Origin of the sequence: Pseudomonas sp. AKS31, from assembly GCF_023634765.1 — a bacterium.
Classification (GTDB): domain Bacteria; phylum Pseudomonadota; class Gammaproteobacteria; order Pseudomonadales; family Pseudomonadaceae; genus Aquipseudomonas.
Genome location: NZ_JAMLFX010000010.1, coordinates 121,905 through 147,623 on the forward strand (window position 1 = coordinate 121,905; position 25,719 = coordinate 147,623).

Here is a 25,719-nt window from a genome sequence, read left to right on the forward strand (position 1 = left end):
CATGTGTGTTTCATGATCGCGTGCTTAAGTTTTCCTTTTTTCAGGGAGAACACCATGAGCGATTTCAACCCCGGTCGCCGGCGTGTCGTGCAAGGTATCGGTGCCGGTCTGCTGATGCCGGGTCTGGCGCCGGCGGTGATTGCGTCGGTCAAGGATCGGCCGCAACTGACCGATGGCGTGCAGTCCGGCGACCTGCAAGGCGACCGCGCGATGATCTGGAGCCGCAGCGATCGCCCCGCGCATATGGTGGTCGAGTGGGACACCCGCAGCCAGTTTCGTCACCCGCGCCGGGTAGTCTCGACGCTGGCCGATGCCCGCAGCGACTTTACCGCCCGCGTTGAACTGACCGGGCTACCCGCCGATCAGGCGATTTTCTATCGGGTGTATTTCAAGGACGCCCGTACCGGCGTCGCCAGCGAGCCGTGGCTCGGTCACCTGCGCAGCGCTCCGACGGCGCGGCGCAATATTCGTTTCGTCTGGAGCGGCGACACCGTCGGCCAGGGCTTCGGTATCAACCCGGACATCGGCGGCATGCGCATCTACGAATCCATGCGCCTGCGCCTGCCGGACTTCTTTATCCACAGCGGCGACACCATCTACGCCGACGGCCCGGTACCCGCGCAGCTCACCACCGAAAACGGCCGCATCTGGCGCAACCTCACCACCGAAGCCAAGAGCAAAGTCGCGCAGACCCTCGCCGACTATCGCGGCAACTACCGCTACAACCTGATGGACGAAAACATCCGCCGCTTCAACGCCGAAGTGCCGCAGATCTGGCAGTGGGACGACCATGAAGTGGTCAACAACTGGTCGCCGGGCAAGCAGCTCGACGAGCGCTATCAGGAGAAAGATATCCACACCCTGGTCGGCCGTGCGCGTCAGGCCTGGCTGGAATATTCACCGATGCGTTTGCAGGCCGCCGACGGCGGCGGGCGGATTTATCGCAAGCTCAGTTATGGGCCGATGCTCGATGTGTTCGTGCTCGACATGCGTAGTTATCGCGGCGCCAATGACGACAACCTCGGCGCGGCGAAACCGTTTCTGGGACGTGAGCAACTGGACTGGCTCAAGCGCGGTTTGAAGAAGTCGAAGGCCCAATGGAAGGTCATCGCCGCTGACATGCCGATTGGCCTCGGTGTACCGGATGGTGAGGTCAGCCCGGGTGTCGCGCGTTGGGAAGCGGTGGCTAACGGTGACCCGGGACCGGCGCAGGGGCGCGAGGTGGAAATCGCCGAATTGCTCGGTTATCTGCGCGCGCAGCAGGTGCGCAATTTTGTCTTCCTGACGGCGGATGTGCATTACTGCGCGGCGCATCACTATCACCCCGATCGCGCGGCGTTTCAGGATTTCGAACCTTTCTGGGAGTTTGTCGCCGGGCCGTTGAATGCCGGGAGTTTCGGGCCCAATCCTCTGGACAAGACCTTTGGCCCGGAAGTGGTGTTCGAGAAGGCGCCGCCGGCGCAGAACACTTCGCCGTTTGCCGGGTTTCAGTTTTTTGGCGAGGTGAACATTGAAGGGCAGAGCGGGGAGATGAGTGTGGTGTTGCGGGATTTGAATGGGGTGGCGGTGTTTGAGCAGAAGTTGCAGCCAGTTTGAAGCTCAAAAGCTAACCCTCACCCCAGCCCTCTCCCGGAGGGAGAGGGGGCCGACCGAGTTGTCTGAAGAGGTACGTCGACCTGAAAGACCGTGTCGATTGTGAGATTGGACGCAACGCCTTTCTCTCGATTATGGATTCGGTAAAGCAGTCGCAGGTCGGCGTACATCTCAAGCATCCCCCAATCAGTCCCCTCTCCCTTTGGGAGAGGGTTAGGGTGAGGGGCTTTTAATAGACGTCGCGACGATAGCGGCCCTGTTCAATCAGGCGTTCGACTTCAGCGCTGCCGAGAATGTCGTTAAGCACTTGATCAACGCCTGACGCCATCCCCTGCAAACTGCCGCAGATGTAAATCACCGCACCGTCCGCCAGCCATTTCTTCAGCTCGTCGGCCGACTCACGCAAGCGATCCTGCACATAAATCTTCTCGGCCTGATCCCGCGAGAACGCCAGGTCCAGCCGCTCCAGATCTCCATTGATCAACCACTCTTCCAGTTCCGCGCGGCAGAGGAAATCGTGCTGACGATTGCGCTCGCCAAACAGCAACCACTGGCGTTGTTGACCGTCGGCAATCCGCGCCTTGAGCAAGCTGCGCAACCCGGCCAGGCCGGTGCCGTTGCCCAGCAGAATCATCGGCACGGGTTCGTTCGGCAGGTGGAAGCCACTGTTGCGACGCACGCGCAAACTGATGCTGCCGCCCACGGGCGCGTGCTCGGTCAGCCAGCCGGAACCGATGCCAAGGGTGCCATCGGCATGTCGTTCCTGACGCACGATCAACTCCAGCACGCCGTCGGCGGCAATCGAGGCGATCGAGTATTCGCGCATGGCCAGCGGCACCATCGCGTCGACCAGTGACTGCGCGTGCAGACCGACCAGATTTGCGCGGTGCTCGGGCAATTGCCGCGAGGCCAGTGCGACTTCCAGCGGCTCGTCGAGGCCGTTGATTTTTACGTTGGTCTCGCCACGAATGCCGAGGCCGTCGAGGAAATGTTCGATGGCCCACGGGCAATTGCGCGGCAGGACTTCGACCAGATCACCGGCCAGCCAACTGCTGGTGTTCGGTGCGCTCAGGCCCAACAAGTAAACCGGCGCACCGCTGCTGTCCGGGTTCATCAGTTCGCGGCGTGTCAGCGTCCAGTTGTCGTAGCTCGGCGCTTGCCAGGTGTCGACCGGGGCTTGGCCGGTGAGCAGGCCGAGTTGGGTTTGCCAGTGGCGCAGGGCGTAGGGATCGCCGCTGTCGACCTCCACCGGCGCGAACAGCGTCTTGCCACCGTGCTCGCTCAACCATTGATGCAAGCGCTTGGCGAAACCACAGAAGTGCTGATATTGACGATCGCCGAGGCCGAGTATCGAGTAATTCAGGCTGTCGAGGGTTGCAGCCCTGGACAGCACTTTGCGTTCGAACCCACGCGCGCTGTCCGGCGCTTCGCCGTCGCCAAATGTGCTGACCACAAACAGTGCGTTGTTCGATTCACGCAGATCCTGTTCGCTGAGATTTGCCAGCGGCTGCACTTTCACCGGCAGTCCGGCGGCCTGCAATTGCCCGGCGGTCTGCCATGCCAGTTGCTCGGCGAAACCGCTCTGGCTGGCAAAACCGATCAGCCAGGCCGAGGCATCGCCGCCCGGTTGTTCGAGTCCTTTGCGCGCATCCTTGATTTGCTTTTTCTTGCGCCGACGGTCGAGGTACAGCAGCCAGCCGGTGATGAAAAACAGCGGCATGCACACCGCCGCGACGGTGATGATGATCCGCCCGACCAGACCGAAATAGCTGCCGACGTGCAGCGCATAAATGCTGGTCAGCAGTTGCGCCTTGAAGCTCTTGTCGGCGTAACGGTCGACGCGTTTGACGATGCCGGTGGCCGGGTCGAGGGTGATCTGGTTCAGCGCGCGATCATGCGGCGAGCTGTCGAGCAGGTAGAACACGGTCGCCGGTTGGCCCGCGACGGCCGGCATACGGATGTTGTAGGCGGCCAGACCCGGGCCGGCGGCGCTGTAGATGCTGCTCCACATCGCTGCGTAATCGGCGGTCGGTGCCGGGCCTTCCGGCGCCGGCCCGCGACCACCGCGCACGCGCTCGTTTTGCGGTGCGTCGGAGAGCAATTTGGTCAGGCCTTTGTTGTACCATTCGTACGACCACGACAACCCGGTCAGTGCCAGCAACAGATAGACCAGCAGGCACCAGGTGCCCGCCACCGAGTGCAGATCCCAGTTGAAGGCGCGGCCCTTTTTCTTCCAGTCCAACGTCAGCCATACGCGCCAGCTGTGCCACTGACGTGGCCAGCGCAGGTACAGACCGGAGAGGCAGAAGAACAGCAGGATCAGCGTACAGGCACCGGTGATGTTGCGGCCGGTGTCGCCCATGGCGAGGAAACGGTGCAGTTGCAGCATCAGGCCGAAGAAATCCTGGCCGACCGCATCGCCCATGAACTTGGCGGTGTACGGATCGAAGTAGCGCATCTCTCCGCGCCGCTCACCTTTTGGCGGGGTGAAGAACACCTTGGCCGCGTGGCCGCTGTCGGTTTCGACCCAGAGCATCGAGACTCTTTTCCCCGACGCGGCTTCGATGCGCTCAACCAGCTCGACGGGCGGCAGCGCGCCGGCCACCTGCTTCTCCACTTGCAGGACGGAGGGATTCAGCGCTCGCAGGATCTCGTCCTGAAACGAATAGGTCGCGCCGGTGATGCCCATCAACGCCAGCACCAGGCCTGCGGTGATGCCAAAAAACCAGTGCAACTGGAACAGGGTTTTCTTCAACACGTCACTCGCCGTCCGTTCGGAAATTGTCATCACGGCGCGCATTATGCCGTGGGTTATCGAGAAGCGTTCTTTCTTACGCACAAAAGCCCCGTTCAATTGAATGAACGGGGCCGGATCTGGTTAGCAGATCTCCTGTGGGAGCTAGCTTGCTAGCGAATGCGATCTGTCAGTTGACTGATACACCGCTTTCGCTAGCAGGCTAGCTCCCACATTTACAGCGTTGTTTAGAAGTGGAAATTGGTGCTCAACAGTGCCGTACGGCCCGCCGCCTGGTTGGCGAAGTGGGTCGAAAAGGCTTTGTCGTAGTAGGTTTCGTTGGTCAGGTTCTGCACGTTGAGTTGCAGGTCGACGTTCTTGGTCAGCTTGTACGCGGCCATTGCGTCGTAGCGAACATACGAATCGACCATGGTGGTGTTGGCCACGCTGCCGTACACGTCGTCGACGTAGAACGCACCGCCACCGATCGTCAGCTTCGGCGTGACCTGGTAAGTGGTCCACAGGCTGGCGCTGTTTTTCGGCGTGTTCGGCAGTTCGTTGCCATCGTTGGCCCTGCCCATCGGACCGCCGTCGACCTGTTCACTGTCCATGAAGGCGTAACCGGCGAACACTTGCCACTTGTCGGTGATCTTGCCGCTGGCCGACAGTTCGACACCTTGCACGCGGGTCTTGCCGGCGTTTTCGTACGACGTGGTGTCGACTTGCACACGGGCGTTTTCTTTCTCGGTGCGGAAGACGTCAGCGGTCAGCGACAGGCGGTCGTTGAGCAGGTCCCACTTGGTGCCGATTTCATAGTTCTTGGTGGTTTCCGGCTCCATGTCGCTGCTCAGCAGGTTGCCGCTGCGATCCGGGGTGCCGCCCAACGGGTTGCCTTCCTGACCTTCGCCCAGGGTGTTGCCCGGTGGCGTGGCGGAGGTGGCATAAGAGGCGTAGATGCTGCCGTTTTCCGCAGGCTTGTAGACGACGCCGAACTGACCGGTGACGAATTCGCTGGTGTCATCGCCCTTGGACGTGGTGCGGCCAGCGGCGTTGTAGGTTTTGTAGTCAGTGTCGAAGTGGTCGTAGCGCAGGCCCATGTTCACCAGCCACTGCTCGGACAGCTCCAGGGTATCGAACACATACAGCGCGTAGGTGTTGGCCTGGGTGTCGGTGCCGGCGTAGTTGCGCGAGATTGCGCCGTTCCACGGATCGTTCGGGTTCGGGTTCGACAGCGAGGTGCAGTTATAGCCACTCGAAGCGCCGATCATCGACGGCGTGCAGTTGTTGCTCGCGTTGCCCGGTGTGCGCGGCGTGGTGTCGGTGTTGACGTTGTACGAAGACTTCTGGCTTTCCTCGCGGGTGTATTCCACGCCGGTGGAGAAGCTGTTCTTGAAGCCGGCGACGTAGAAATTGCCGAACAGATCAGTCTGGTTGGTGGTGGTCTCGGTGTTGCTTACCCGAGTATTGGCCCGGCGCCAGAGGCTGCCATTGTTGACGTTGCCCTTGCTGTCGTCCGGCTGGGTCAGGATGTAGTCCTGCATGCTGGTGCCGTGACGCAGGGTGTTCTTGATCGTCAGCGAATCGCTCAGGTCATGCTCGATGGCGAAGGTCGCGGTGTCGGTGCGGCCCTTGCGGAAGTCGCGATCCAGACCGTAGAAATTGCTGTGGTCACCGCCGGCGTACGGCTTGTCCGGATTGGACTTGGTGCGCGCAGCCGAACCGCCAGTCGGGATGGTGTAAGGGATGCCCGAATCCGGGGTGTCGTTGCTTTCGAGGTGGTAGTAGTCGAGGTTGACGCGGGTGTCGGTGCCCAGGCCAAACGCCAGGGACGGGGCGATACCCCAACGGTCGTAATCGACTTTGTCGCGACCGGCAACGTTGCTCTCGTGGCTCATCAGGTTCAGACGGCCAGCGGCGGTGTCGCTGAACTGGTAGTTGCCGTCGAGGGTGTAGCGCTGGGTCTGGTCGGAGCCCCAGGTGAAGCCGCCGTCGAACGAGTTGCCCAGATGCGCTTTCTTGCTCACCAGGTTGATGCTGCCGCCTGCCGCGCCACGACCGCCGATGGCGGAGTTCGGGCCTTTGCTGACTTCAATGTTTTCCACGGCGAAGATTTCGCGGCTTTGCGAACCGGTGTCGCGCACGCCGTCGAGGTAGGTGTCGCCCTGGGCGTCGAAACCGCGAATGAACGGGCGATCGCCCTGTGGGTTGCCACCTTCACCGGCGCCGAAGGTGATGCCCGGCACGGTGCGCAGCGCGTCCTGCATGTTCAGGGCGCCGGTGTCTTTGAGCACTTGTTGCGGAATGACGGTGACCGAGCGCGGTGTATCGACCAGCGGTGCAGTGTACTTGGGCGAGGAGGCTTTTTCGACCTGGTAGGACGTCGAATCCTGCGCTTCGCCGGTGATGGCGGTGGCGTCCAGGGCGATGGCATTGCCGGCGGCTTTGCTGTCGGTTTTTTCAGCGGCGAACACCATCTGGCCAGCGGAGCCGGCGGTGATTGCCACACCGATTGCAGAGGCGAGCAGACGTGGTGAACTGACCGGTAATTGTGCGTGTTGACGTGCCATTTTTATTCCCCTCCCCAAGGATTTGAGGCGGCGGAATATAGGGTAAACAGGTATTCGTATCAATTGCGAAATATTGTTATTCGCACTGAATTTACATTCTTTACAATTTAACCTTACGGTTTTTGCCAGTTCATTCGTCTCTCGGGTTTTACACGGTCAATAAGAATCAATACCATTGCCGCCTCTTTGCCATCAGGTGACATCGCCATGCTGCTGCACATTCCCGGACTGTTCGCGAAAGACGAAGTGCAGCGTATCCGCGAGGCGCTGGAGCAGGCCGATTGGGCTGATGGCAAGATCACCGCCGGCTTTCAATCAGCCAAGGCGAAGCACAATCTGCAATTGCCCGAAGGGCATCCGCTGGCCAAGGAAATCGGCGCGGCGATGCTGGAGCGGTTGTGGAAAAATCCGCTGTTCATGTCCGCCGCGCTGCCGCACAAAGTCTTCCCGCCGTTAGTGAACTGTTACACGGCCGGCGGCAGTTTCGATTTCCACATCGACAACGCAGTACGCCAGCCCAAGGGCAGCATCGAACGGGTGCGCACCGATCTGTCGGCGACGCTGTTCTTCAGCGAGCCTGAGGATTACGAAGGCGGCGAGCTGGAAATCCAGGACACCTTCGGCACGCAACGGGTGAAGTTGCCGGCCGGCGACATGGTGTTGTACCCCGGCACCAGCCTGCACAAGGTCAACGCGGTCACTCGTGGCGCGCGCTATGCGTCGTTTTTCTGGACGCAAAGCCTGGTGCGGGAAGATAGCCAGCGGGCGTTGCTGTTCGAGATGGACGGTGCGATTCAGCAACTGACTCAAGACCTGCCTGATCACCCGTCACTGATTCGCCTCACCGGCACGTATCACAACTTGCTGCGGCGCTGGGTCGAGGTATGAGTTTCCAACTGCGTCGCGAGGAAGTCCTCAGCGGCGAACAACTCAGCGCCATGCTCGGCGAAAGTCCGGCCCGTGCTGCCCAGGCGATTTTGCTGGCGGCGGGCGAGGGCGAAGTTGAAGCGCAGGCGTTGCTTGGGCAAATCCTGCTGGATGGTCAGGGCATCGCCCAGGATCAAGCGCTGGCGCTGCGCTGGTTTGGCATCGCTGCCGGGCGCGGGCATCTGATGGCGCGCAACATGCTCGGGCGTTGTCATGAGCATGGTTGGGGTTGCGCGGCGGATGCGGCGATTGCCGCGCGGCATTACCGGATTGCAGCGGAGGCCGGGCTGGATTGGGCGATGTACAACCTCGCCAATCTGTTGGCGACCGGGCGCGGGGTGGCGGTGGATCATCTGCAGGCGCTGGCGCTGTATCGCCGCGCGGCCGAATTGGGCCATGCGAAATCGATGAATCTGCTGGGGCGGTATCTGGAAGAAGGGCAGGTGTGCCCGGCGGATCCTGCTGCGGCGCGCGATTGGTATCGGCGTTCGGCTGAGGGAGGGGATTTTCGCGGGCAGTTCAGTTTCGCGGCGGTATTGGCGGGTGAAGGGCTGATTGATGAGGCGGTCGATTGGCTTGAGAAAGCCTTGGCGGGCGGCAATCTGAATTTTCTGCGGGTGGCGAGTCAGACGCTGGCGAGTGCTGTAGATCCGAAGATTCAGGCGTTGGCTGGGCGGTATGCGCTTCGGTGCCAATAGCCCTCACCCTAACCCTCTCCCAGAGGGAGAGGGGACTGACCGGGGGATATTGAAGAGTTACGCCGACCTGAAAGTGCTTTGCCGAATCCATAATCGACACGGTCTCTCCGGTCGGTGAATGACGCTTTACATCTCGGTCGGCTCCCTCTCCTTTGGGAGAGGGCTGGGGTGAGGGACCTCGGTCTCAAGTACCCCGCAAAACTTCAAGCCGAACGCACAGATACAAAAAAGCCCATGACGTGTCATGGGCTTTTTGCATTACGGCTTCAGCGCTTATACGTAAAAAGACTTCAACGGCGGAAAACCATTGAACTCAACCGCGCTGTAACTGGTGGTGTACGCACCGGTCGACAGCCAGTACAGACGATCACCGATCGCCAGGTTCAGCGGCAGACCGTACTTGTAGTTCTCGTACATGATGTCGGCGCTGTCGCAGGTCGGGCCGGCGATGACCACTTCTTCCATCTCGCCTTTCTTCTCGGTCCAGATCGGGAACTTGATCGCTTCGTCCATGGTTTCGATCAGGCCGGAGAACTTGCCCACATCGGTATACACCCAACGCTCGACGGCGGTGCGCGACTTGCGTGCAACCAGTACCACTTCGCTGACCAGAATGCCGGCGTTGGCGATCAGCGAACGGCCCGGCTCGAGAATGATTTCCGGCAGGTCATCACCGAAGTCTTCTTTCAGGAAACGGATGATTTCTTCGGCGTAGGTTTCCAGGCTGTTGGTGCGGGTGATGTAGTTGGCCGGGAAGCCACCGCCCATGTTGATCAGCTTCAGGTGGATGCCGTCTTCTTCTTTCAGACGTTCGAAGATCACTTTGACCTTGGCGATCGCTGCGTCCCAGACGCTGATGTCGCGTTGTTGCGAACCGACGTGGAACGAGATGCCGTAAGGCACCAGACCGAGGTCGCGAGCGAGAATCAGCAGGTCCATGGCCATGTCGGTCTGGCAGCCGAATTTGCGCGACAGTGGCCAGTCAGCCGTGGTCGAGCCTTCGGTGAGAATGCGCACATAGACTTTCGAGCCCGGGGCAGCCTTGGCGATGTTGCGCAGGTCGGCTTCGGAGTCGGTGGAGAACAGACGCACGCCCTTCTCGTAGAAGTAGCGGATGTCCTTGGATTTCTTGATGGTGTTGCCGTAGCTGATACGGTCCGGGCTGACGCCACGATCCATCACCTTGTCCAGCTCATAGATAGAGGCGATGTCGAAGCTCGAACCTTTTTCTTTGAGCAGGTCGATGATCTCGACGGCCGGGTTGGCCTTGACCGCGTAGTAGACCTTGGCGAATTCGAAACCGGCGCGCAGGTCATCGTAGGCCTGGGCGATCATCGCGGTGTCGATCACCACGAACGGGGTTTCCTGTTTGTCGGCGAACGCTTTCATTTTGTCGAATGTAGCGCGCGCGAAATAGTCTTCGACCTGGATCGACATACTTGGGACTCCTAGTGGCAAACGTCGTTAATCAATGGGTGCAAATGAACGTCCTCCGTATCCCCACTTTGGTTCGCCTACTTCCCAAGGCATGTCGCCGAAAGCAAAAAGGCCATGGGATGTGCAGCTTTTCCCTTGGCCTTGCTGTCTCGTCGTCAGTACTTGAGCCGGATGGATCGTTTCCAGCATGGACGTTCGGCGCGAACTTTAGGGCGTGAGGGGCGTGAGATCAACTAAAAATGTCGCGTTTTTGCACGCTTCTGACGTGCGTCGCGTTCATCACTCTTTGTAGCCGACCGAGATGACGGGCAGATGTTCCCCGGGATTTTTTCAGTGTTAAAAATACCTGCACGTTCGCTGCTTTTGTCGGCCAAGTCGTGGGTAAGTGTGATGGGCGCAACATCGGCGACGTTGGCCGCGTGAGGAGGGTTTGAAAGGGATTTTGGCTGTTTCGCGGGTTGTCTCTTACATGCTGTCCGGTCCGCAGGTGTTGAGATTCTTTTCCGCTAGGCGAATGAAGAAAAAATCACCCAGATCCTGTGGGAGCGAGCCTGCTCGCGAAGGCATTTTCACAGCCAACATCATTGTTGACTGATATTGCGCTTTCGCGAGCAGGCTCGCTCCCACAGGTTTCGTGTTTTACGCGACGACGGCTTCAGCCGGCGAGACGATACTGGTCTTCATCCCGCGCGAACGACCCGAACTCAGATAAGCCGCAATCGACTCCTGCGTGACCTCACCGAGGAACACCCGCTCGGCGTCCATCACCGGCAACCACGCGCGGTTGAACTCGTACATGCGCGACAGCAGGATGCGCAAATGCTCGTCGTACGCCGCCGTGGCGTTGAACTCACGCAGGAACTGCGCGCAAGTGCCGGTCTGGCGGTGCAGGTCGCGACGACGCACATACCCCAGCGCCTTGTTCTCGGCACAGGTGACCACCACGTAGCGACGGTCATGCTCGTCCATCAATTCCAGCGCGTCGGCCACTGGCGTCTCCGGGCTGACCGACGGCGCGTTGTCCGCCGCATCTTCTGCCTTCACCAGCAACAGACGCTTGAGCGTGCTGTCCTGGCCGACGAAGCTGCTGACAAAGTCGTCCGCCGGATGCGCCAGCAGCGTGTCCGGATGATCGATCTGCAGCAGTTTGCCGGCGCGGAAGATCGCAATCTTGTCGCCCAATTTGATCGCTTCGTCGATGTCGTGGCTGACCATGATCACGGTCTTGTTCAGCGCGCGCTGCATCTCGAAGAATTCGTTCTGGATCATCTCGCGGTTGATCGGGTCGACCGCACCGAACGGTTCGTCCATCAGCAGCAACGGCGCATCGGCCGCCAGTGCACGGATCACGCCGATGCGCTGTTGCTGGCCGCCGGACAATTCACGCGGATAGCGATGCAGGTACTGCTTGGGCTCCAGCTTGATCATGCTCATCAATTCGCGGGCGCGGTCGTGGCATTTCTGTTTGTCCCAGCCGAGCAGTTTCGGCACGACGACGATGTTCTCTTCGATGGTCATGTTCGGGAACAGACCAATCTGCTGGATCACGTAGCCGATGTTGCGGCGCAGGGTCACTTCGTCGAGGTCGGTGGTGTCTTCACCGTTGATGAGGATCTTGCCCGAGGTCGGTTTGATCAGGCGGTTGATCATCTTCAGCGTGGTGCTTTTGCCGCAGCCCGATGGCCCGAGGAACACACAGATTTCGCCTTCATTGACGGTCAGGCTTACCGAATCCACGGCTTTGACATCTTTGCCGTTGCTTTGGAAAGTTTTGCTGAGGTTTTGAAGTTCGATCATTTAAGGAGTCCTTTTGGAGTCAACGAGCGTTGCAGCCATTGGAGAAACAGGTCAGCGAAAATGGCCAGAAGACTGACCAGCAGTGCGCCGACGATCAGCATCGACATGTCACTGCGGCTGATGGAAGCGAGGATCAACACACCGAGGCCGCCGGCGCCGATGGTCGCGGCGATGGTCATCACGCCGATGTTCATCACCACGGCGGTGCGCACACCAGCGAGGATCACCGGCACGGCGATCGGTAGTTCGACCATGCGCAGGCGCTGGCCGAAGGTCATGCCGATGCCGCGCGCGGCTTCACGGATGCCCGGTTCGACGCCCGTCAATGCGAGGTAGGTATTGCGCATGATCGGCAGCAACGAATAAAGGAACACGGCGGTGATCGCTGGCATCGGGCCAAGGCCCTGACCGAACTTGGAGTAGAACGGCAGCAGCAGGCCGAACAGGGCAATCGACGGCACGGTCAGCAGCACCGTGGCGCTGGCCTGCAAAGGGCCGGCGAGGGTCGGAAAGCGGGTCATCAGGATGCCCAGCGGCACGCCAACGACAATCGCCAGGGTCACGGCGATGCCGACCAGGGTGATGTGCTGCCAGGTCAGGTGCATCACCTGCTGCCAGTCGAGGTGGGAAAAGGCGTTCAGAAATTCCATGACTTTTCCTCCTTAGTTGAGTGGGTGCTGGCGCAGGAAATCGGCGGCAACTTTCGACGGACTTTCGTGATCGACATCGACCCGCGCGTTGAGTTGGCGCATGGTCTCGTCATCGAACAGTTCGGCCAGTGGCTTGAGTTGCTCGGCCAGTTGCGGGTGCGCGTCCAGATACGCCTGACGCACCACCGGTGCGGCGGTGTAGTCGGGGAAGTAGTGTTTGTCGTCTTCCAGCAGCTTCAAGCCGAAGGCATTGAGGCGACCGTCGGTGGTGTAGACCAGACCGGCAAACACCTGGCCGTTGCGCAGCGCGGTGTAGACCAGCCCCGCGTCCATCTGACGGATGTTCTTGCGGGTCAGGTTCATGCCGTAGAGATCGACCATGCCGATCAGCCCGTCGGAGCGGTTGGCAAACTCGGTGTCCAGCGCCACCAAGTGATTGGTCTTGGCTTCAGCGCGCAGCACTTCGTTCAACTGGCTGATGTTGTTGATCTGCGGATATTCCTCAGCCACTTTTTTCGGCAGCGCGAGGGCGTAGGTGTTGCTGAATTTCGACGGGGTCAGCCAGACCAGGCCTTTTTTCGCGTCGAGTTCTTTCACCCGGGCGTAGGACTGGGCGCTGTCGAGTTTTTCGGTGACATGGTTGTAGGCCACCAGCGACACGCCGGTGTATTCCCAGAGCATGTCCAGCTGCCCGCTTTCGTGGGCGCTGCGGGCGAGGTTGCTGCCCAGACCACCGGTGATTTGCGCGTCGTAGCCTTTGCTGCGCAGGTATTGCGCGGTGATTTCCGCGAGCAGGGTCTGCTCGGTAAATACTCGTGCGCCGAGGCGGATAACCGGTTTTTCAGCGGCTTGGGCGACGCCTGCGAACAGCAGGATACAGCCCAGAATCAAGCTCAATCGTTTCATAGGTATTCCTTCACAAAGCCTTAAGACGGGCGCAAACCGCGTTCCAGCCAGAGGCGGCTGGCGAGGGTGACGACGCCATCGAGCAGCAAGGCCAGCAGCGCGGTGCACGCGGCGCCGAGCAGCAGTTGCGGCTGATTGTTCAGGGCGATGCCAGGGAAGATCAGGCTGCCGAGGCTGTTGGCACCGATCAGGAAGGCCAGCGGCGCGGTGCCGACGTTGATTGCCAGCGCGACACGCACACCACCGACGATGATCGGCACGGCGTTGGGCAATTCGACTTTCCACAGCACCTGGCGTGGGGTCATGCCGATGCCGACGGCCGCTTCTTTCAGCGAGCCCTGCACATTTTTCAGGCCCTCGTAGGTGTTGCGCACAATCGGCAGCAACGAAGCGAGGAATAAAGCGAAGATCGCCGGGCCACTGCCGATGCCGAGGACACCCAGGGCAATCGCGAGCACGGCCAGCGGAGGCACGGTGTTACCGATATTGAAGATCTGCATGAAGCGTTCAGCGCGGCCGACCATGGTCGGGCGACTGAGGAAGATACCGGCGGGGATGCCCACGACCAGGGCGGCCAGCATTGAAGCGAGGACGAGAATCAGATGAGCTTGCAGGTAAAACAACAAATCGTCGCGGTAGTGTTCGATCGTGTTGATGCCGATCCAGTGGACCAGCAGGGCCAGGAGCGCGATCACCACCGCACCTCCCATCAGCCCTTTGCCATAGCGGATAGCCACAGGCGGACTCCTTTTCTTGTAGTCGGCGAACGCTCTCCCGTGTGGCATGCCATACATGGCTGCCGGGAATAAACGTTCGCGAGAAGCAGCTCCCTCAGCACCGGCAAAAAGCGGTCTGAAAGCGAGCCATGAGCGCAGCCTCGTCAGGCTAACTTGCTGATTTTTCAGCCCCTGACGAAAATTCGTAACAGGGGATGGACGTCTCCGGGCTTTAAAAGGTTCCCATCTGCGGCAGCATTTGGCCACCCTTAATGTGCTCAACGGTTCGGTTATTGCATCGAGTTGGGCTATAATCGCGGCCCTTTTTTGAATCACCGCCAGGCGATTTCCCATGACCAACCAGGCCGCCGAAGTCGCGAAACGCCGCACTTTCGCCATTATTTCCCACCCCGATGCCGGTAAAACCACGATCACTGAAAAGCTCCTGTTGATGGGCAAGGCGATTGCAGTGGCCGGTACGGTGAAATCCCGTAAATCCGATCGCCATGCGACATCCGACTGGATGGAGATGGAGAAGCAACGGGGTATTTCCATTACCACGTCGGTCATGCAGTTCCCGTATCGCGAACACATGATCAACCTGCTCGACACCCCGGGCCACGAAGACTTCTCCGAAGACACCTACCGCACCCTGACGGCGGTGGACTCGGCATTGATGGTCCTCGACGGCGGTAAAGGTGTAGAGCCGCGGACCATTGCGCTGATGGACGTCTGCCGTCTGCGTGACACGCCGATCGTCAGCTTCATCAACAAACTCGACCGTGATATCCGCGACCCGATCGAACTGCTCGACGAGATCGAAGCCGTTCTGAAGATCAAGGCTGCGCCGATCACCTGGCCGATCGGTTGCTACCGCGACTTCAAGGGCGTGTACCACCTGGCGGATGACTACATCATTGTCTACACCGCCGGTCACGGTCACGAACGCACCGAAACCAAGATCATCGAAAAACTCGACTCCGACGAGGCGCGCGCGCACTTGGGCGACGAGTACGAGCGTTTCATCGAGCAGCTGGAGCTGGTTCAGGGCGCCTGCCACGAATTCAACCAGCAGGAATTCCTCGACGGTCAGTTGACCCCGGTGTTCTTCGGTACGGCATTGGGCAACTTCGGTGTTGACCACGTATTGGACGCCGTCGTTGATTGGGCGCCGCGTCCGCTGGCCCGTGTGGCCAACGAGCGTACCGTTGAGCCGGTCGAAGAGAAGTTCTCGGGCTTCATCTTCAAGATCCAGGCGAACATGGACCCGAAGCACCGCGACCGTATCGCCTTCATGCGTATCTGCTCCGGCAAGTACGAGAAAGGCATGAAGATGCGCCACGTGCGCACCGGCAAGGACGTGCGCATCGGCGACGCCCTGACGTTCTTCTCCTCCGAACGTGAGCAATTGGAAGAGGCGTACGCCGGCGACATCATTGGTCTGCACAACCACGGCACGATCCAGATCGGCGACACCTTCAGCGAGGGCGAAGTCCTCGGCTTCACCGGCATTCCGCACTTTGCGCCGGAGCTGTTCCGTCGTGTGCGTCTGCGTGATCCGCTGAAGTCCAAGCAGTTGCGTCAGGGGCTGCAGCAGTTGGCCGAAGAGGGTGCAACGCAGGTGTTTTTCCCGGAGCGCAGCAACGACATCATTCTGGGCGCCGTGGGTGTGCTGCAGTTCGATGTGGTCGCCAGCCGTTTGAAGGAGGAATACAAGGTTGAGTGCTCGTATGAGCCGATTACTGTGTACTCCGCACGCTGGATTGAGTGCAGCGACAAGAAGAAGCTTGAGGAGTTTTCCAACAAGGCTGTGGAGAACCTGGCGGTCGATGGCGGTGGTCACCTGACTTACCTGGCGCCGACGCGGGTTAACCTGGCGTTGATGGAAGAGCGTTGGCCGGATGTGAAATTCCGCGCGACGCGTGAGCATCATTAAGCTGAGCCATGGTATGGATGATTCCGTTGCGTAAGCAGCGGGATTCTTCCAAATGGTCTCGAAAGGCCCTGCAAGCGTTGCTTGCAGGGCCTTGATCGTTTTCCGATTTGAGTTTTACAGATCCTCGGCAAGATAGAGTCTGTGAGTGCTCTCGATTTGTTCAATCAGGGCTTCATTTTCAATGCCGGCAGTGCTTGCGAACTCTCGCCAGCGGCTAACTGCGGCGGCTACTTCGCTGATGATTTTCTTTCCCTGCAGCCTGGGTATCTGTCTAGCCAGCGCTAGAAGGTCATCTACAATGAAATCATCCCTTTTCCCGTTGATTGTCATCTGGTGGCTGGATACCCACGGAGAGTCGACGCGATAAGCCCAGCACATGTCATACGCCGGAGTAAGCCGCCAAACCCCGTCACGCCATACCTGAAAAGCAATATTGCGAGTGTGATCATCTTGATTGCGCGCAATAACGTTGAACACCGCGCGCCGAAAGAGCTCAACGTGGTCCTCCCTGGGCAAACCGAGGTCCCTTGCTACCAACAGCGCTTGTTCATAGGAGTACGCACCAGGTTTGGTGTAGTCAGCAATGTCCATGGCGCACAATGTTTGCACATGAATCTTGTCACCATCATCCATTCGGTCGAACCGGCGTGTCATGAAATGTGCGCGAGGGCCATCAATGTGCAAGCGGCACTCAGTCATGGTGATGCCCGAGGCCAAGGTCATCAGATGATAGGCGAACTCCACTCGGCCGAAGCCTGCGGGGTCGCCTAGCGATTCAGCTCCTTTAGGCACGTCAAACTTGAACAGCCAATAGCTGTAGCCCTCCGGCGCTGTGATTTGTCCTGAGCAGAGCTCACCGGTCTTCTCGTTGATTGCAATGATTGCCTTGGGTCGCTGCCCGCCAGCGGATGAGCCGACCTGAAACATATGCTTGAGAGCTTCCTCATCCTTTCTATTGTCATGACCCAATTGCAGCCCGGAGAACTGTTGCTGGCGCTGGTTTAGAATTTGTCCGGCAAGTTCTACCAAAGACTCCAGTTCCAGTTTTTCGATCTTGGTTTTGACCTTGTCCACGGCTGGACGGAACTCCAGCGCGCCCATGCCTCGGGCGCCGATATAGAGCAATCTCTCGACAGGAGAGAAGCTTCTGGGGTCACGCCCTTCTTTAGCTAGCCAGGCATCGATCACCGCGTTACCGAAGTCATCCGGCAGCGAGTCCGAAAGACATGGTGGGAGAGACTTGAAGGCTTGATCGTTCAGCGAAGGGAAGGCGTAGATTTCACCAGTGACGGCTCGCATGGTCAGAGGCGCAATTTCAAGCCCGATTTCAGTGAACGCTGGATCAAACTCAAATGTTCCAGTCGCCGGGGCCTGACTTTCATCCCAAAGCACGGCCCCGACCCTGACATCCCACATCCAGACCTCTGCAGTTATTGGCAATTCATTTCTTCCTTGGAATCAGTAGTGGTTTGGCTGCGCCTTGGTCATTGCCTTTGCTTTTCTGGCCCGTTTCCAATGGAGTGCTTTGATAAGCGCGAATTCGACCATCACTCGTTCGAACGACTCCCAGCGCACGAACGCGCCCCGTTTTGCCTGTCTGAGCCGCAGCAATCGGGCTCGCACGGGGCGGCTCGATCAATCCAGAAATCAGGTCGAGAGAATCAAGTTCCCGGAGCACGGCGATCAGGAGCTGCAGGGTGCCTCGTCCTTTTTCCAGCTTTTGAATCGTTGGGGTGCTGACGCCGACCTGTGCTGCCAGCTGATCTTGTGTGATGTCTTTGCGTACGCGGCGTTCGCGTAACGCTTCACCCAGCTGAGCTGAGATAGCATCGTCGCTTTTACGTTGTATACGCATAATGCAAACATTCCTTTTCTTTATTGCTAAATTTAGCGCCAAAGGAAAAATATTCTTTGTATTGTTGTTTTGTAGTTTTGATGATTTTGAGAGGAAAGCAAATTTTTTTTGTATTGCAGGATTAATTCGGCGCTAACGCAAATATTTCTTTAGGTTATGGCGGGATGGTTTCCGCACTCTATTTGCAGCCCTGAAAATGGGTTTTCAAAAATATGGACTAAAAACGCTGCAATTCTTGACGGCACTCGCGCTGTGAAATTCAGTCCGCCTGGCTTCGAGCAATCTTGCCGATTCAATTCAGATCCTACGCGCAGTAGACAAAAAACACGCGAGCTTTCATGTAAGCACTTTCCTGTCCTTCGGTAGGCAAACTCGGAGCGTGTATTTCACTCGTGACGAATGACCTCCTGACGGCTAGGGTTCGAAGCTCACGCAGCCTTCAAGGATCAATTGAATGACGAGTCGACTGACTCACCTGCTACGCCTCGACGGTTATTTCGGCGTGATGGCCTGGGTGCTCGCGGCGCTGTTGTTCATCAATCGCCTGAGCAGCATGGTCAAGCTGTTCATGGCGTTGTACCTGCGTCAGGAGCTGGGGCTGGCGATCGAGACGGTTGGCTGGTTGCTGTCGGCGTACGGTGCGGGTTTGCTGGTCGGTTCGATGCTCGGTGGCTGGCTCAGTGATCATGTGCGCACGGCGCGGCTGACGGCGGCGTTGTTCTTTGTTTCGGTGTGGGTGTTGATCCTGCTGGGGCTGGTGACGCACGTGCCGTTGCTGGCGGCATTGCTATTGCTCAGCGGAACCGTCGATGGCGCCATTCGCACCCTGCATCAGCGGCTGATCATGGAATATTGCGAAGTCGCTCAACGTTCGCGTGCGCAGGCCTTGAGCCGGGTGGCGCGCAACCTTGGCATGGCCGCCGCCGGTGTGGCGGGAGGGGTGTTGGCGCAGGCTGATTTTCGCTGGGTGTTTTTCGGCAGTGCGGCGATGACGTTGCTGGCCTTGCTGTGGTTTGTCCGCACTACGTGGCGTCGACCAGTGCTGATCAATGAGGAAAAGTCCACGGACGACGCAGGTTCCTGGGTGCCATATCGCGACAAACCGTTCCTCTGGTTGCTGGCGGCGACGGCCGTGCTTGGCATCGCGTTCGACACGGTCTACAGCACGCTGGGTAACTATCTGCGTGATTACTATCAGTTGAGCACCGAGGCGATCGGCTGGCAGTTCGGGCTCAATGCGTTGCTGGTGATCGCGCTGCAGATTCCGCTGTCGCACTGGGGCGAGCGCTGGGGGACGCGGCGGCAAATGCTCGCGGGGAGTTTGTTGCTGGCTGGCGGATTGGGCATGTTGCCGTTCGGTTCCGGGCTGGCGTTCGTCTGTCTGTCGACGCTGATCTGGACCTTGGGTGAAGCGTTGTTCATGCCGCCGCTGAATGTGCTGGCGATGCAGTTTGCGCAGAGTGGCAAAAGCGGTCAGTACTTTGGCCTGTTCTTTATGAGCTGGAGTGCCAGCGCGTTGCTGTCGCCGGTGCTCAGCGGTCAGTTATACGGCAACTTCGGTGGCCACAGTGTCTGGCTGGCCAGCACTGTGTTGGTGCTGATGTCGCTCCCCTTGACGTGGCAAGCCACGCGCCCGCTTAGCTGATCCGGCGATAGGCATTATTCGAAACCTGTCTGTCGGTGAAGGGCATTTCTGCCGGCTCGTAAGCGTCCTATCTGGTGAACCCGATGGATCGGAACTAGATTTCACACAGCGCCAGTCAGGCACGAATGTCTCACCTGAAAATGGATGGAGTCGGCTATGAAAAGCAGGTTGCTACGGGTTTTATTGCTGTTGAAAGTGATGGTCATGCTGTCCCTCGGCAGCGCGACGGCCTGGGCCGAGTGCGAGGATCACGACTCCCAGGCCTTTAACGGCCAGGTCGGGCATAGCGGCTTGATGCTCGCCAAGTCCGAGTCCGAACCGGGCGATCAGGGGCAGGGTGGCAGTGCCGATGATGACGACTCGACTACCGATGATCCGGATTCCGACGATGAAGACGGTGACAGCCAGACGTAAATCGCAGGCAAAAGAAAACCCCTTCTGCCTCGACTGATGCGCAATCGGGGCGGAAGGGGTTTGCTCAACACTTTATCCCTGAATAAACACGATCCCTGTAGGAGCTGCGGCACGCTGCGATCTTTTGATTCCGATTCTGACAATCAAAAGATCGCAGCCTTGTTTCACTTGACAGCTCCTACAGGTTTTGTGTCGGTCTCCAGATTTGCTTACGCCGCGCCGTCGAGGAATTGCTCGGCGTAGTGGCAAGCCACCTGCCGGCTGTCGAGCTGGCGCAACGCCGGCTCTTCCGTGCTGCAACGCTCGGTCGCATATGGGCAACGCTTGTGGAAAGCACAGCCCGGTGGCGGGTTCAGCGGGTTGGGTAGTTCGCCGACGATCTTGATTTTCGGCTTGTTCGGGTCCGGGTGAATGGTTGGGGTCGCCGACAGCAGCGCCTGGGTGTAAGGGTGCAACGGACGCTCGTAAATGTCGTTCTTCGGCCCCAGTTCCACCGGGCGACCGAGGTACATCACCATCACGTCATCGGCCACGTGCTGCACCACCGCGAGGTTGTGCGAGATAAACACGTACGCGGTGTTGAACTCCTGCTGCAGATCCATGAACAGGTTCAGCACCTGCGCCTGAATCGACACGTCGAGCGCCGAAGTCGGTTCATCCGCCACCAGCACTTTCGGTTGCAACATCATCGCCCGGGCCAGGGCGATACGCTGACGCTGACCGCCGGAGAACATGTGCGGATAGCGCTGATAGTGCTCAGGGCGCAAGCCGACCTGCTTCATCATTGCCTGGACTTTTTCGCGACGCTCAGCGGCGGAGAGGTTGGTGTTGATCAGCAGCGGTTCGCCGAGCTGGTCACCGACTTTCTGCCGAGGATTCAACGACGCGTACGGGCTTTGAAAAACCATCTGCACGTCTTTGCGCAATTGCTTGCGCTGAGCCTTGTCGGCGCCAGCCACTTCCTGGCCAGCGATTTTCAGCGAGCCGGAAGACGGGTCTTCAATCAGCGTCAGAGCACGGGCCAGAGTGGATTTGCCGCAGCCCGACTCACCCACGACGGCGAGAGTCTTGCCGGCTTCCAGTTCGAACGACACGCCGTTCAGTGCGCGTACGGTCGCATGGCCCTTGAACAGGCCACGGGAAACTTCGTAGTGACGGGTCAGGTCGCGGGCGGTAAGTACGACGGCCATTACGCCACCTCCTGGTTGAGCGGGAAGAAGCAGCGGGCGAGGCTGTGGCTTTTCGGATCAAGACCTGGACGCTGCGCGCGGCAGCTGTCCTGCACATACGGGCAGCGCGGCGACAGCAGGCAACCCTGCGGACGGTCGTAGCGGCCCGGAACGATGCCCGGCAGGGTCGACAGGCGTGAGGCGCCGAGGCTGTGCTCGGGAATCGCCTTGAGCAGGGCTTCGCTGTACGGGTGCGCCGGGATGTCGAACAGTTGCGGCACCTGACCGACTTCAACGGCTTGACCGGCGTACATCACACAGACGCGCTGGGCAGTTTCAGCCACGACCGCGAGGTCGTGAGTGATCAGCACCAGGCCCATGTTCTGTTCTTTCTGCAATGCCAGCAGCAGGTCCATGATCTGCGCCTGAATCGTCACGTCGAGTGCCGTGGTCGGTTCGTCGGCGATCAGCAGTTTCGGCTCGCCGGCAATCGCCATGGCGATCGCAACACGCTGGCTCATACCGCCGGACAGTTGATGCGGGTAGGCGTCCATACGGCTCGCAGCGCCCGGGATTTCAACTTTTTCCAGCAGCTCGATCGCACGTTTGCGTGCTTGCTTGCCGGACATTTTCAGGTGCAGACGCAGCACTTCTTCGATCTGGAAACCGACGGTGTAGCTCGGGTTCAGCGCCGTCATCGGATCCTGAAAAACCATCGACAGGTCTTTGCCGACGATTTGCCGACGCTGACGATTGCTCAGCTTGAGCATGTCTTTGCCGTCGAAGCTGAGCGAGTCGGCGGTGACGATGCCGGGATGCTCGATCAGGCCCATCAGCGCCATCATGGTCACGGATTTACCCGAACCCGACTCGCCCACGATGGCCAGTACTTCGCCTTTGTCGACTTTCAGGTCGAGGCCGTCGACCACCGGGGTCGCGGTCTTGTCGCCGAAGCGAACGTTGAGATTCTTGATTTCTAGCAGTGACATGGGAATCTCCTCAGGCGGCGTTCTTGAGTTTCGGGTCCAGCGCATCGCGCAGGCCGTCGCCCATCAAGTTGATTGCCAGCACGCTGAGCAAAATGGTCAAACCAGGCAGGCTCACCACCCACCAGGCGCGTTCGATGTAGTCGCGGGCCGAGGCCAGCATGGTGCCCCACTCAGGGGTTGGCGGTTGTACGCCAAGGCCGAGGAAGCCCAACGCAGCGGCATCGAGAATCGCCGACGAGAAGCTCAGGGTCGCCTGAACGATCAGCGGCGCCATGCAGTTGGGCAGCACGGTGATGAACATCAGACGTGGCAGACCAGCACCGGCCAAGCGCGCGGCGGTCACGTAGTCGCGGTTCAGTTCGCCCATCACGGCGGCACGGGTCAGACGCACGTAGGACGGCAAGGACACCACAGCAATGGCGATCACGGTGTTGATCAGGCCAGGGCCGAGGATGGCGACGATCGCCACCGCCAGCAGCAGCGACGGCAGGGCCAGCATGATGTCCATCAGACGCATGATGGTCGGGCCGATCATCTTCGGGAAGAAACCGGCGAACAGACCGAGGAGGATCCCCGGAATCAGCGACATCACCACCGACGACAAGCCGATCAGCAGCGACAGGCGCGAACCCTGGATCAGACGCGACAGCAGGTCACGCCCCAGTTCATCGGTGCCGAGCAGGAACTGCAACTGCCCGCCTTCCAGCCACGCCGGCGGCGTCAGCAGGAAGTCACGGTATTGCTCGCTCGGGTTATGCGGCGCCACCCATGGCGCGAAGATCGCGCAGAAGATGATCAGCAGCATGAACATGAGGCCGGCAACTGCGCCCTTGTTCTTCGAGAAGGCTTGCCAGAATTCTTTGTACGGCGACGGGTACAGCAGGCTTTGATCCGCGTTGGAAGCAGCGGTGGCTACTGAGGATGTTGGAGTGCTCATGGTTATTGACCTCAGCGCTGATGACGGATGCGTGGGTTGGCAAAGCCGTAGAGGATGTCCACTACGAAGTTGACCAGAATCACCAGGCAGGCGATTAACAGGATGCCGTTTTGCACAACCGGGTAGTCCCGGGCGCCGATGGCTTCGATCAGCCATTTACCGATGCCGGGCCAGGAGAAGATGGTTTCGGTCAGGACCGCACCGGCGAGCAGGGTGCCGACTTGCAGACCGACCACGGTGAGTACCGGAATCAGCGCGTTACGCAGACCGTGGACGAACACCACGCGCGATGGCGACAGGCCTTTGGCCTTGGCGGTGCGGATGTAGTCTTCGCGCAGCACTTCGAGCATCGACGAGCGGGTCATCCGCGCGATCACCGCCAGCGGAATGGTGCCCAGCACGATGGCTGGCAGGATCAGGTGATGCAGCGCGTCGAAGAACGCACCGACGTCATCGGCCAGCAGCGTATCGATCAGCATGAAGCCGGTGCGTGGCTCGATGTCATAGAGCAGGTCGATCCGCCCGGAAACCGGGGTCCAGCCCAGGCTTACCGAGAAGAACATGATCAGGATCAGGCCCCACCAGAAGATCGGCATCGAATACCCCGCGAGGGAGATGCCCATCACCCCGTGGTCGAACAATGATCCTCGCTTGAGTGCCGCGATCACCCCGGCCAGAAGACCGAGAATGCCGGCGAACAACAGGGCGGCCATGGACAGTTCCAGGGTCGCCGGGAAGAGGGAGGTGAACTCGGTCCATACGCTTTCACGCGTGCGCAGGGATTCGCCGAGATCGCCTTGAGCCAGTTTGCCGATGTAGTCCAGATACTGGGCATACAGCGGCTTGTTCAGACCTAGGCGTTCCATTGCCTGAGCGTGCATTTCGGGGTCGACCCGACGTTCGCCCATCATCACTTCCACGGGGTCGCCCGGAATCATGCGAATCAACGCGAAAGTCAGCAAGGTGATGCCGAAAAACGTGGGGATCAACAACCCCAGTCGGCGGGCAATAAAACTAAACATCGTGTGTGGTACCTCATCAGCCGGTTAGGCGTGCCCGGCCTCCCTGGGGTCAGGGAGGCCGGGAGTTTCTTATCTACTTCACCTGGGTGGTGGCGAAGTTATTAGTGGTGAGAGGGCTGATGTGATAGCCCTCTACATTGTTACGCATTGCGGTAAACATGCGGGTGTGGGCCATGCTGATCCATGGCTGATCCTGATTAAACAGCACTTGCGCCTGTTCGTAGAGCTTTGCGCGTTCGGCCGGATCAACTTTAGCCCGTGCTTCATCCAGCAGTGCCTGGAATTTCTCGTTGCACCAGCGAGCATAGTTCTCGCCATTTTTTGCCGCCTCGCAACTGAGCATAGGCGTCAGGAAGTTATCCGGGTCACCGTTGTCGCCCGCCCATCCGGCCGAGACCATATCGTGTTCGCCGGCCTTGGCGCGTTTAAGCATTTCGCCCCATTCCATCACACGGATGTCGATCTTGATCCCGACTTTCGCCAGGTCAGCCTGCATCATCTGTGCGCCGAGCATCGGGTTGGGGTTGGTCGGACCGCCGCCGTTACGGGTGAACAGGGTGAAGGTTGTGCCTTCCGGAACCCCGGCTTCCTTGAGCAGGGCGCGGGCCTTGTCGAGGTCGCGTGGCGGGTTCTTCAGGTCGTGGTTGTAGCCGAGCAGGGTCGGCGGGTACGGGTTGACCGCGACCGACGCATTGCCTTTGCCGAACAGCGCGTTGACATAGGCTTCCTTGTCGAAGGCAATGTCGATGGCCTTACGCACACGCACGTCGCTCATGTACTTGTGCTGGGTATTCATGGCGACGTACGAGACGGTCATCGCATCCAGTTCATCGACTTTCAGATTGCTGTCTTTCTTGATGCTCGGGATGTCATCCGGTTTCGGATACAGGGCGATCTGGCACTCGTTGGCCTTGAGCTTTTGCAGGCGTACGTTGTTGTCGGTGGCGATCGCCAGGATTAGCGCGTCAGCCGGCGCCTTGCCACGGAAGTAATCCGGGTTGGCCTTGAAACGCACCTGCGCGTCTTTTGCATAACGCTGGAAGATGAACGGGCCGGTGCCGATCGGCTTGTTGTTCAGGTCACCGGTCTTGTTGGCCTTGAGCAACTGGTCGGCGTATTCGGCCGGGTAGATCGAGGAGAACGCCATCGCGATGTCGGCCAGGAACGGCGCTTCGCGGCGGGTCAGGGTGAACTTGACGGTGTTGTCGTCGACTTTTTCGACGTTTTTCAGCAGTTCCTTGAAGCCCATGCTTTCAAAGTACGGGAAGCCCACGCTCGACAGTTTGTGCCACGGGTGATTCGGGTCCAGCTGACGCTGGAAGCTCCAGACCACGTCGTCGGCGTTCATGTCGCGGGTCGGCTTGAAGTATTCGGTGGTGTGAAACTTGACGCCTTTGCGCAGGTGGAACGTGTAGGTCAGGCCGTCTTCGCTGATGTCCCAGGACTCGGCGAGTGCCGGGATCACTTCAGTGGTGCCGGGCTTGAAGTCAGCCAGGCGATTGAAGATGGTTTCGGCCACAGCGTCCGCCGTGACTGCAGTTGTGTACTGGACCATATCGAAGCCTTCCGGGCTGGCTTCGGTGCAGACCACCAAGGGTTTGGCCGAGACGCCGACAGCGACACTCAGCAACGCAGCCGCGATGGCCGCACGTAGGGGAAGCATTTTCATCGATAACCCTCTGCAATCGGTTGAAGACAAAAAGCCGAACGGCCGACTCATCATGAGT

Annotated in this window: 20 protein-coding genes; 6 read left to right on the plus strand and 14 right to left on the minus strand. The window is 59.4% G+C overall.

Annotated elements, in window-relative coordinates:
• Positions 1-54: 54 nt before the first annotated feature.
• Positions 55-1,596, plus strand: coding sequence for an alkaline phosphatase D family protein (locus tag M9827_RS21770; RefSeq protein WP_250607088.1), 1,542 nt, complete (start codon positions 55-57; stop codon positions 1,594-1,596).
• A 226-nt stretch (positions 1,597-1,822) separates the two neighbouring features.
• Here M9827_RS21770 and M9827_RS21775 read toward each other — a convergent pair whose 3' ends face one another.
• Together M9827_RS21775 and M9827_RS21780 are read right to left on the minus strand one after the other, a co-directional pair.
• Positions 1,823-4,351, minus strand: coding sequence for a PepSY domain-containing protein (locus M9827_RS21775; protein ID WP_250607106.1), 2,529 nt, complete (start codon positions 4,349-4,351; stop codon positions 1,823-1,825).
• Between the two features lie 224 nt (positions 4,352-4,575).
• Positions 4,576-6,894, minus strand: a complete 2,319-nt coding sequence (locus M9827_RS21780) for a TonB-dependent receptor (RefSeq protein ID WP_250607089.1) — start codon at positions 6,892-6,894, stop codon at positions 4,576-4,578.
• A 207-nt stretch (positions 6,895-7,101) separates the two neighbouring features.
• Between M9827_RS21780 and M9827_RS21785 the strand changes: the two genes are divergently transcribed.
• Complete coding sequence (locus M9827_RS21785; protein ID WP_250607090.1) at positions 7,102-7,782, plus strand: Fe2+-dependent dioxygenase; 681 nt, start codon at positions 7,102-7,104, stop codon at positions 7,780-7,782.
• Entirely contained in the window at positions 7,779-8,519 is a 741-nt protein-coding gene (locus M9827_RS21790; RefSeq protein WP_250607091.1) for a tetratricopeptide repeat protein, read from the plus strand. The genes M9827_RS21785 and M9827_RS21790 overlap by 4 nt, the downstream gene beginning before the upstream one ends.
• A gap of 273 nt (positions 8,520-8,792) precedes the next feature.
• Here the strand turns inward: M9827_RS21790 and M9827_RS21795 are convergent, their stop codons facing one another.
• From M9827_RS21795 to M9827_RS21815, 5 genes are all read right to left on the minus strand, one after another.
• Positions 8,793-9,956: a type III PLP-dependent enzyme gene (locus M9827_RS21795; protein WP_007915304.1), complete on the minus strand. Its 1,164-nt coding sequence runs from the start codon at positions 9,954-9,956 to the stop codon at positions 8,793-8,795.
• 639 nt (positions 9,957-10,595) lie between these two features.
• On the minus strand, positions 10,596-11,753 hold the full coding sequence (locus M9827_RS21800) for an osmoprotectant ABC transporter ATP-binding protein OsmV (protein ID WP_016986352.1): 1,158 nt from the start codon (positions 11,751-11,753) through the stop codon (positions 10,596-10,598).
• Complete coding sequence (locus M9827_RS21805) at positions 11,750-12,403, minus strand: ABC transporter permease (RefSeq protein ID WP_007915307.1); 654 nt, start codon at positions 12,401-12,403, stop codon at positions 11,750-11,752. The genes M9827_RS21800 and M9827_RS21805 overlap by 4 nt, the downstream gene beginning before the upstream one ends.
• Positions 12,404-12,415: 12 nt before the next feature.
• On the minus strand, positions 12,416-13,309 hold the full coding sequence (locus M9827_RS21810) for a glycine betaine ABC transporter substrate-binding protein (RefSeq protein ID WP_038357501.1): 894 nt from the start codon (positions 13,307-13,309) through the stop codon (positions 12,416-12,418).
• Between the two features lie 20 nt (positions 13,310-13,329).
• Entirely contained in the window at positions 13,330-14,019 is a 690-nt protein-coding gene (locus M9827_RS21815) for an ABC transporter permease (protein WP_169844036.1), read from the minus strand.
• A 358-nt stretch (positions 14,020-14,377) separates the two neighbouring features.
• On the opposite strand from M9827_RS21815, the gene M9827_RS21820 reads away from it, so the two are divergent.
• A complete protein-coding gene (locus M9827_RS21820) occupies positions 14,378-15,961 on the plus strand; it encodes a peptide chain release factor 3 (RefSeq protein ID WP_250607092.1) in 1,584 nt (527 codons plus the stop codon).
• 114 nt (positions 15,962-16,075) lie between these two features.
• Here the strand turns inward: M9827_RS21820 and M9827_RS21825 are convergent, their stop codons facing one another.
• Complete coding sequence (locus tag M9827_RS21825) at positions 16,076-17,401, minus strand: type II toxin-antitoxin system HipA family toxin (RefSeq protein WP_250607093.1); 1,326 nt, start codon at positions 17,399-17,401, stop codon at positions 16,076-16,078.
• Between the two features lies 1 nt (position 17,402).
• Positions 17,403-17,816, minus strand: coding sequence for a helix-turn-helix transcriptional regulator (locus M9827_RS21830; RefSeq protein ID WP_038357502.1), 414 nt, complete (start codon positions 17,814-17,816; stop codon positions 17,403-17,405).
• A gap of 454 nt (positions 17,817-18,270) precedes the next feature.
• On the opposite strand from M9827_RS21830, the gene M9827_RS21835 reads away from it, so the two are divergent.
• Complete coding sequence (locus M9827_RS21835) at positions 18,271-19,461, plus strand: MFS transporter (RefSeq protein ID WP_250607094.1); 1,191 nt, start codon at positions 18,271-18,273, stop codon at positions 19,459-19,461.
• Positions 19,462-19,617: 156 nt separating this feature from the next.
• A complete protein-coding gene (locus M9827_RS21840) occupies positions 19,618-19,875 on the plus strand; it encodes a hypothetical protein (RefSeq protein WP_250607095.1) in 258 nt (85 codons plus the stop codon).
• A 209-nt stretch (positions 19,876-20,084) separates the two neighbouring features.
• Here the strand turns inward: M9827_RS21840 and M9827_RS21845 are convergent, their stop codons facing one another.
• The 5 genes from M9827_RS21845 to M9827_RS21865 form a co-directional block, all read right to left on the minus strand.
• Positions 20,085-21,065 carry a peptide ABC transporter ATP-binding protein gene (locus tag M9827_RS21845; RefSeq protein ID WP_007917625.1) on the minus strand — a complete coding sequence of 327 codons (981 nt, stop codon included), beginning with the start codon at positions 21,063-21,065 and terminating at the stop codon, positions 20,085-20,087.
• Positions 21,065-22,033, minus strand: coding sequence for an ABC transporter ATP-binding protein (locus M9827_RS21850; RefSeq protein ID WP_095125386.1), 969 nt, complete (start codon positions 22,031-22,033; stop codon positions 21,065-21,067). Before M9827_RS21850 ends, M9827_RS21845 begins: the two co-directional genes overlap by 1 nt.
• A gap of 10 nt (positions 22,034-22,043) precedes the next feature.
• Positions 22,044-22,970 carry an ABC transporter permease subunit gene (locus tag M9827_RS21855; protein WP_250607096.1) on the minus strand — a complete coding sequence of 309 codons (927 nt, stop codon included), beginning with the start codon at positions 22,968-22,970 and terminating at the stop codon, positions 22,044-22,046.
• A gap of 11 nt (positions 22,971-22,981) precedes the next feature.
• Entirely contained in the window at positions 22,982-23,992 is a 1,011-nt protein-coding gene (locus M9827_RS21860) for an ABC transporter permease subunit (protein ID WP_007917620.1), read from the minus strand.
• 73 nt (positions 23,993-24,065) lie between these two features.
• Positions 24,066-25,661: an ABC transporter substrate-binding protein gene (locus tag M9827_RS21865; RefSeq protein WP_250607097.1), complete on the minus strand. Its 1,596-nt coding sequence runs from the start codon at positions 25,659-25,661 to the stop codon at positions 24,066-24,068.
• Positions 25,662-25,719 lie beyond the last annotated feature (58 nt).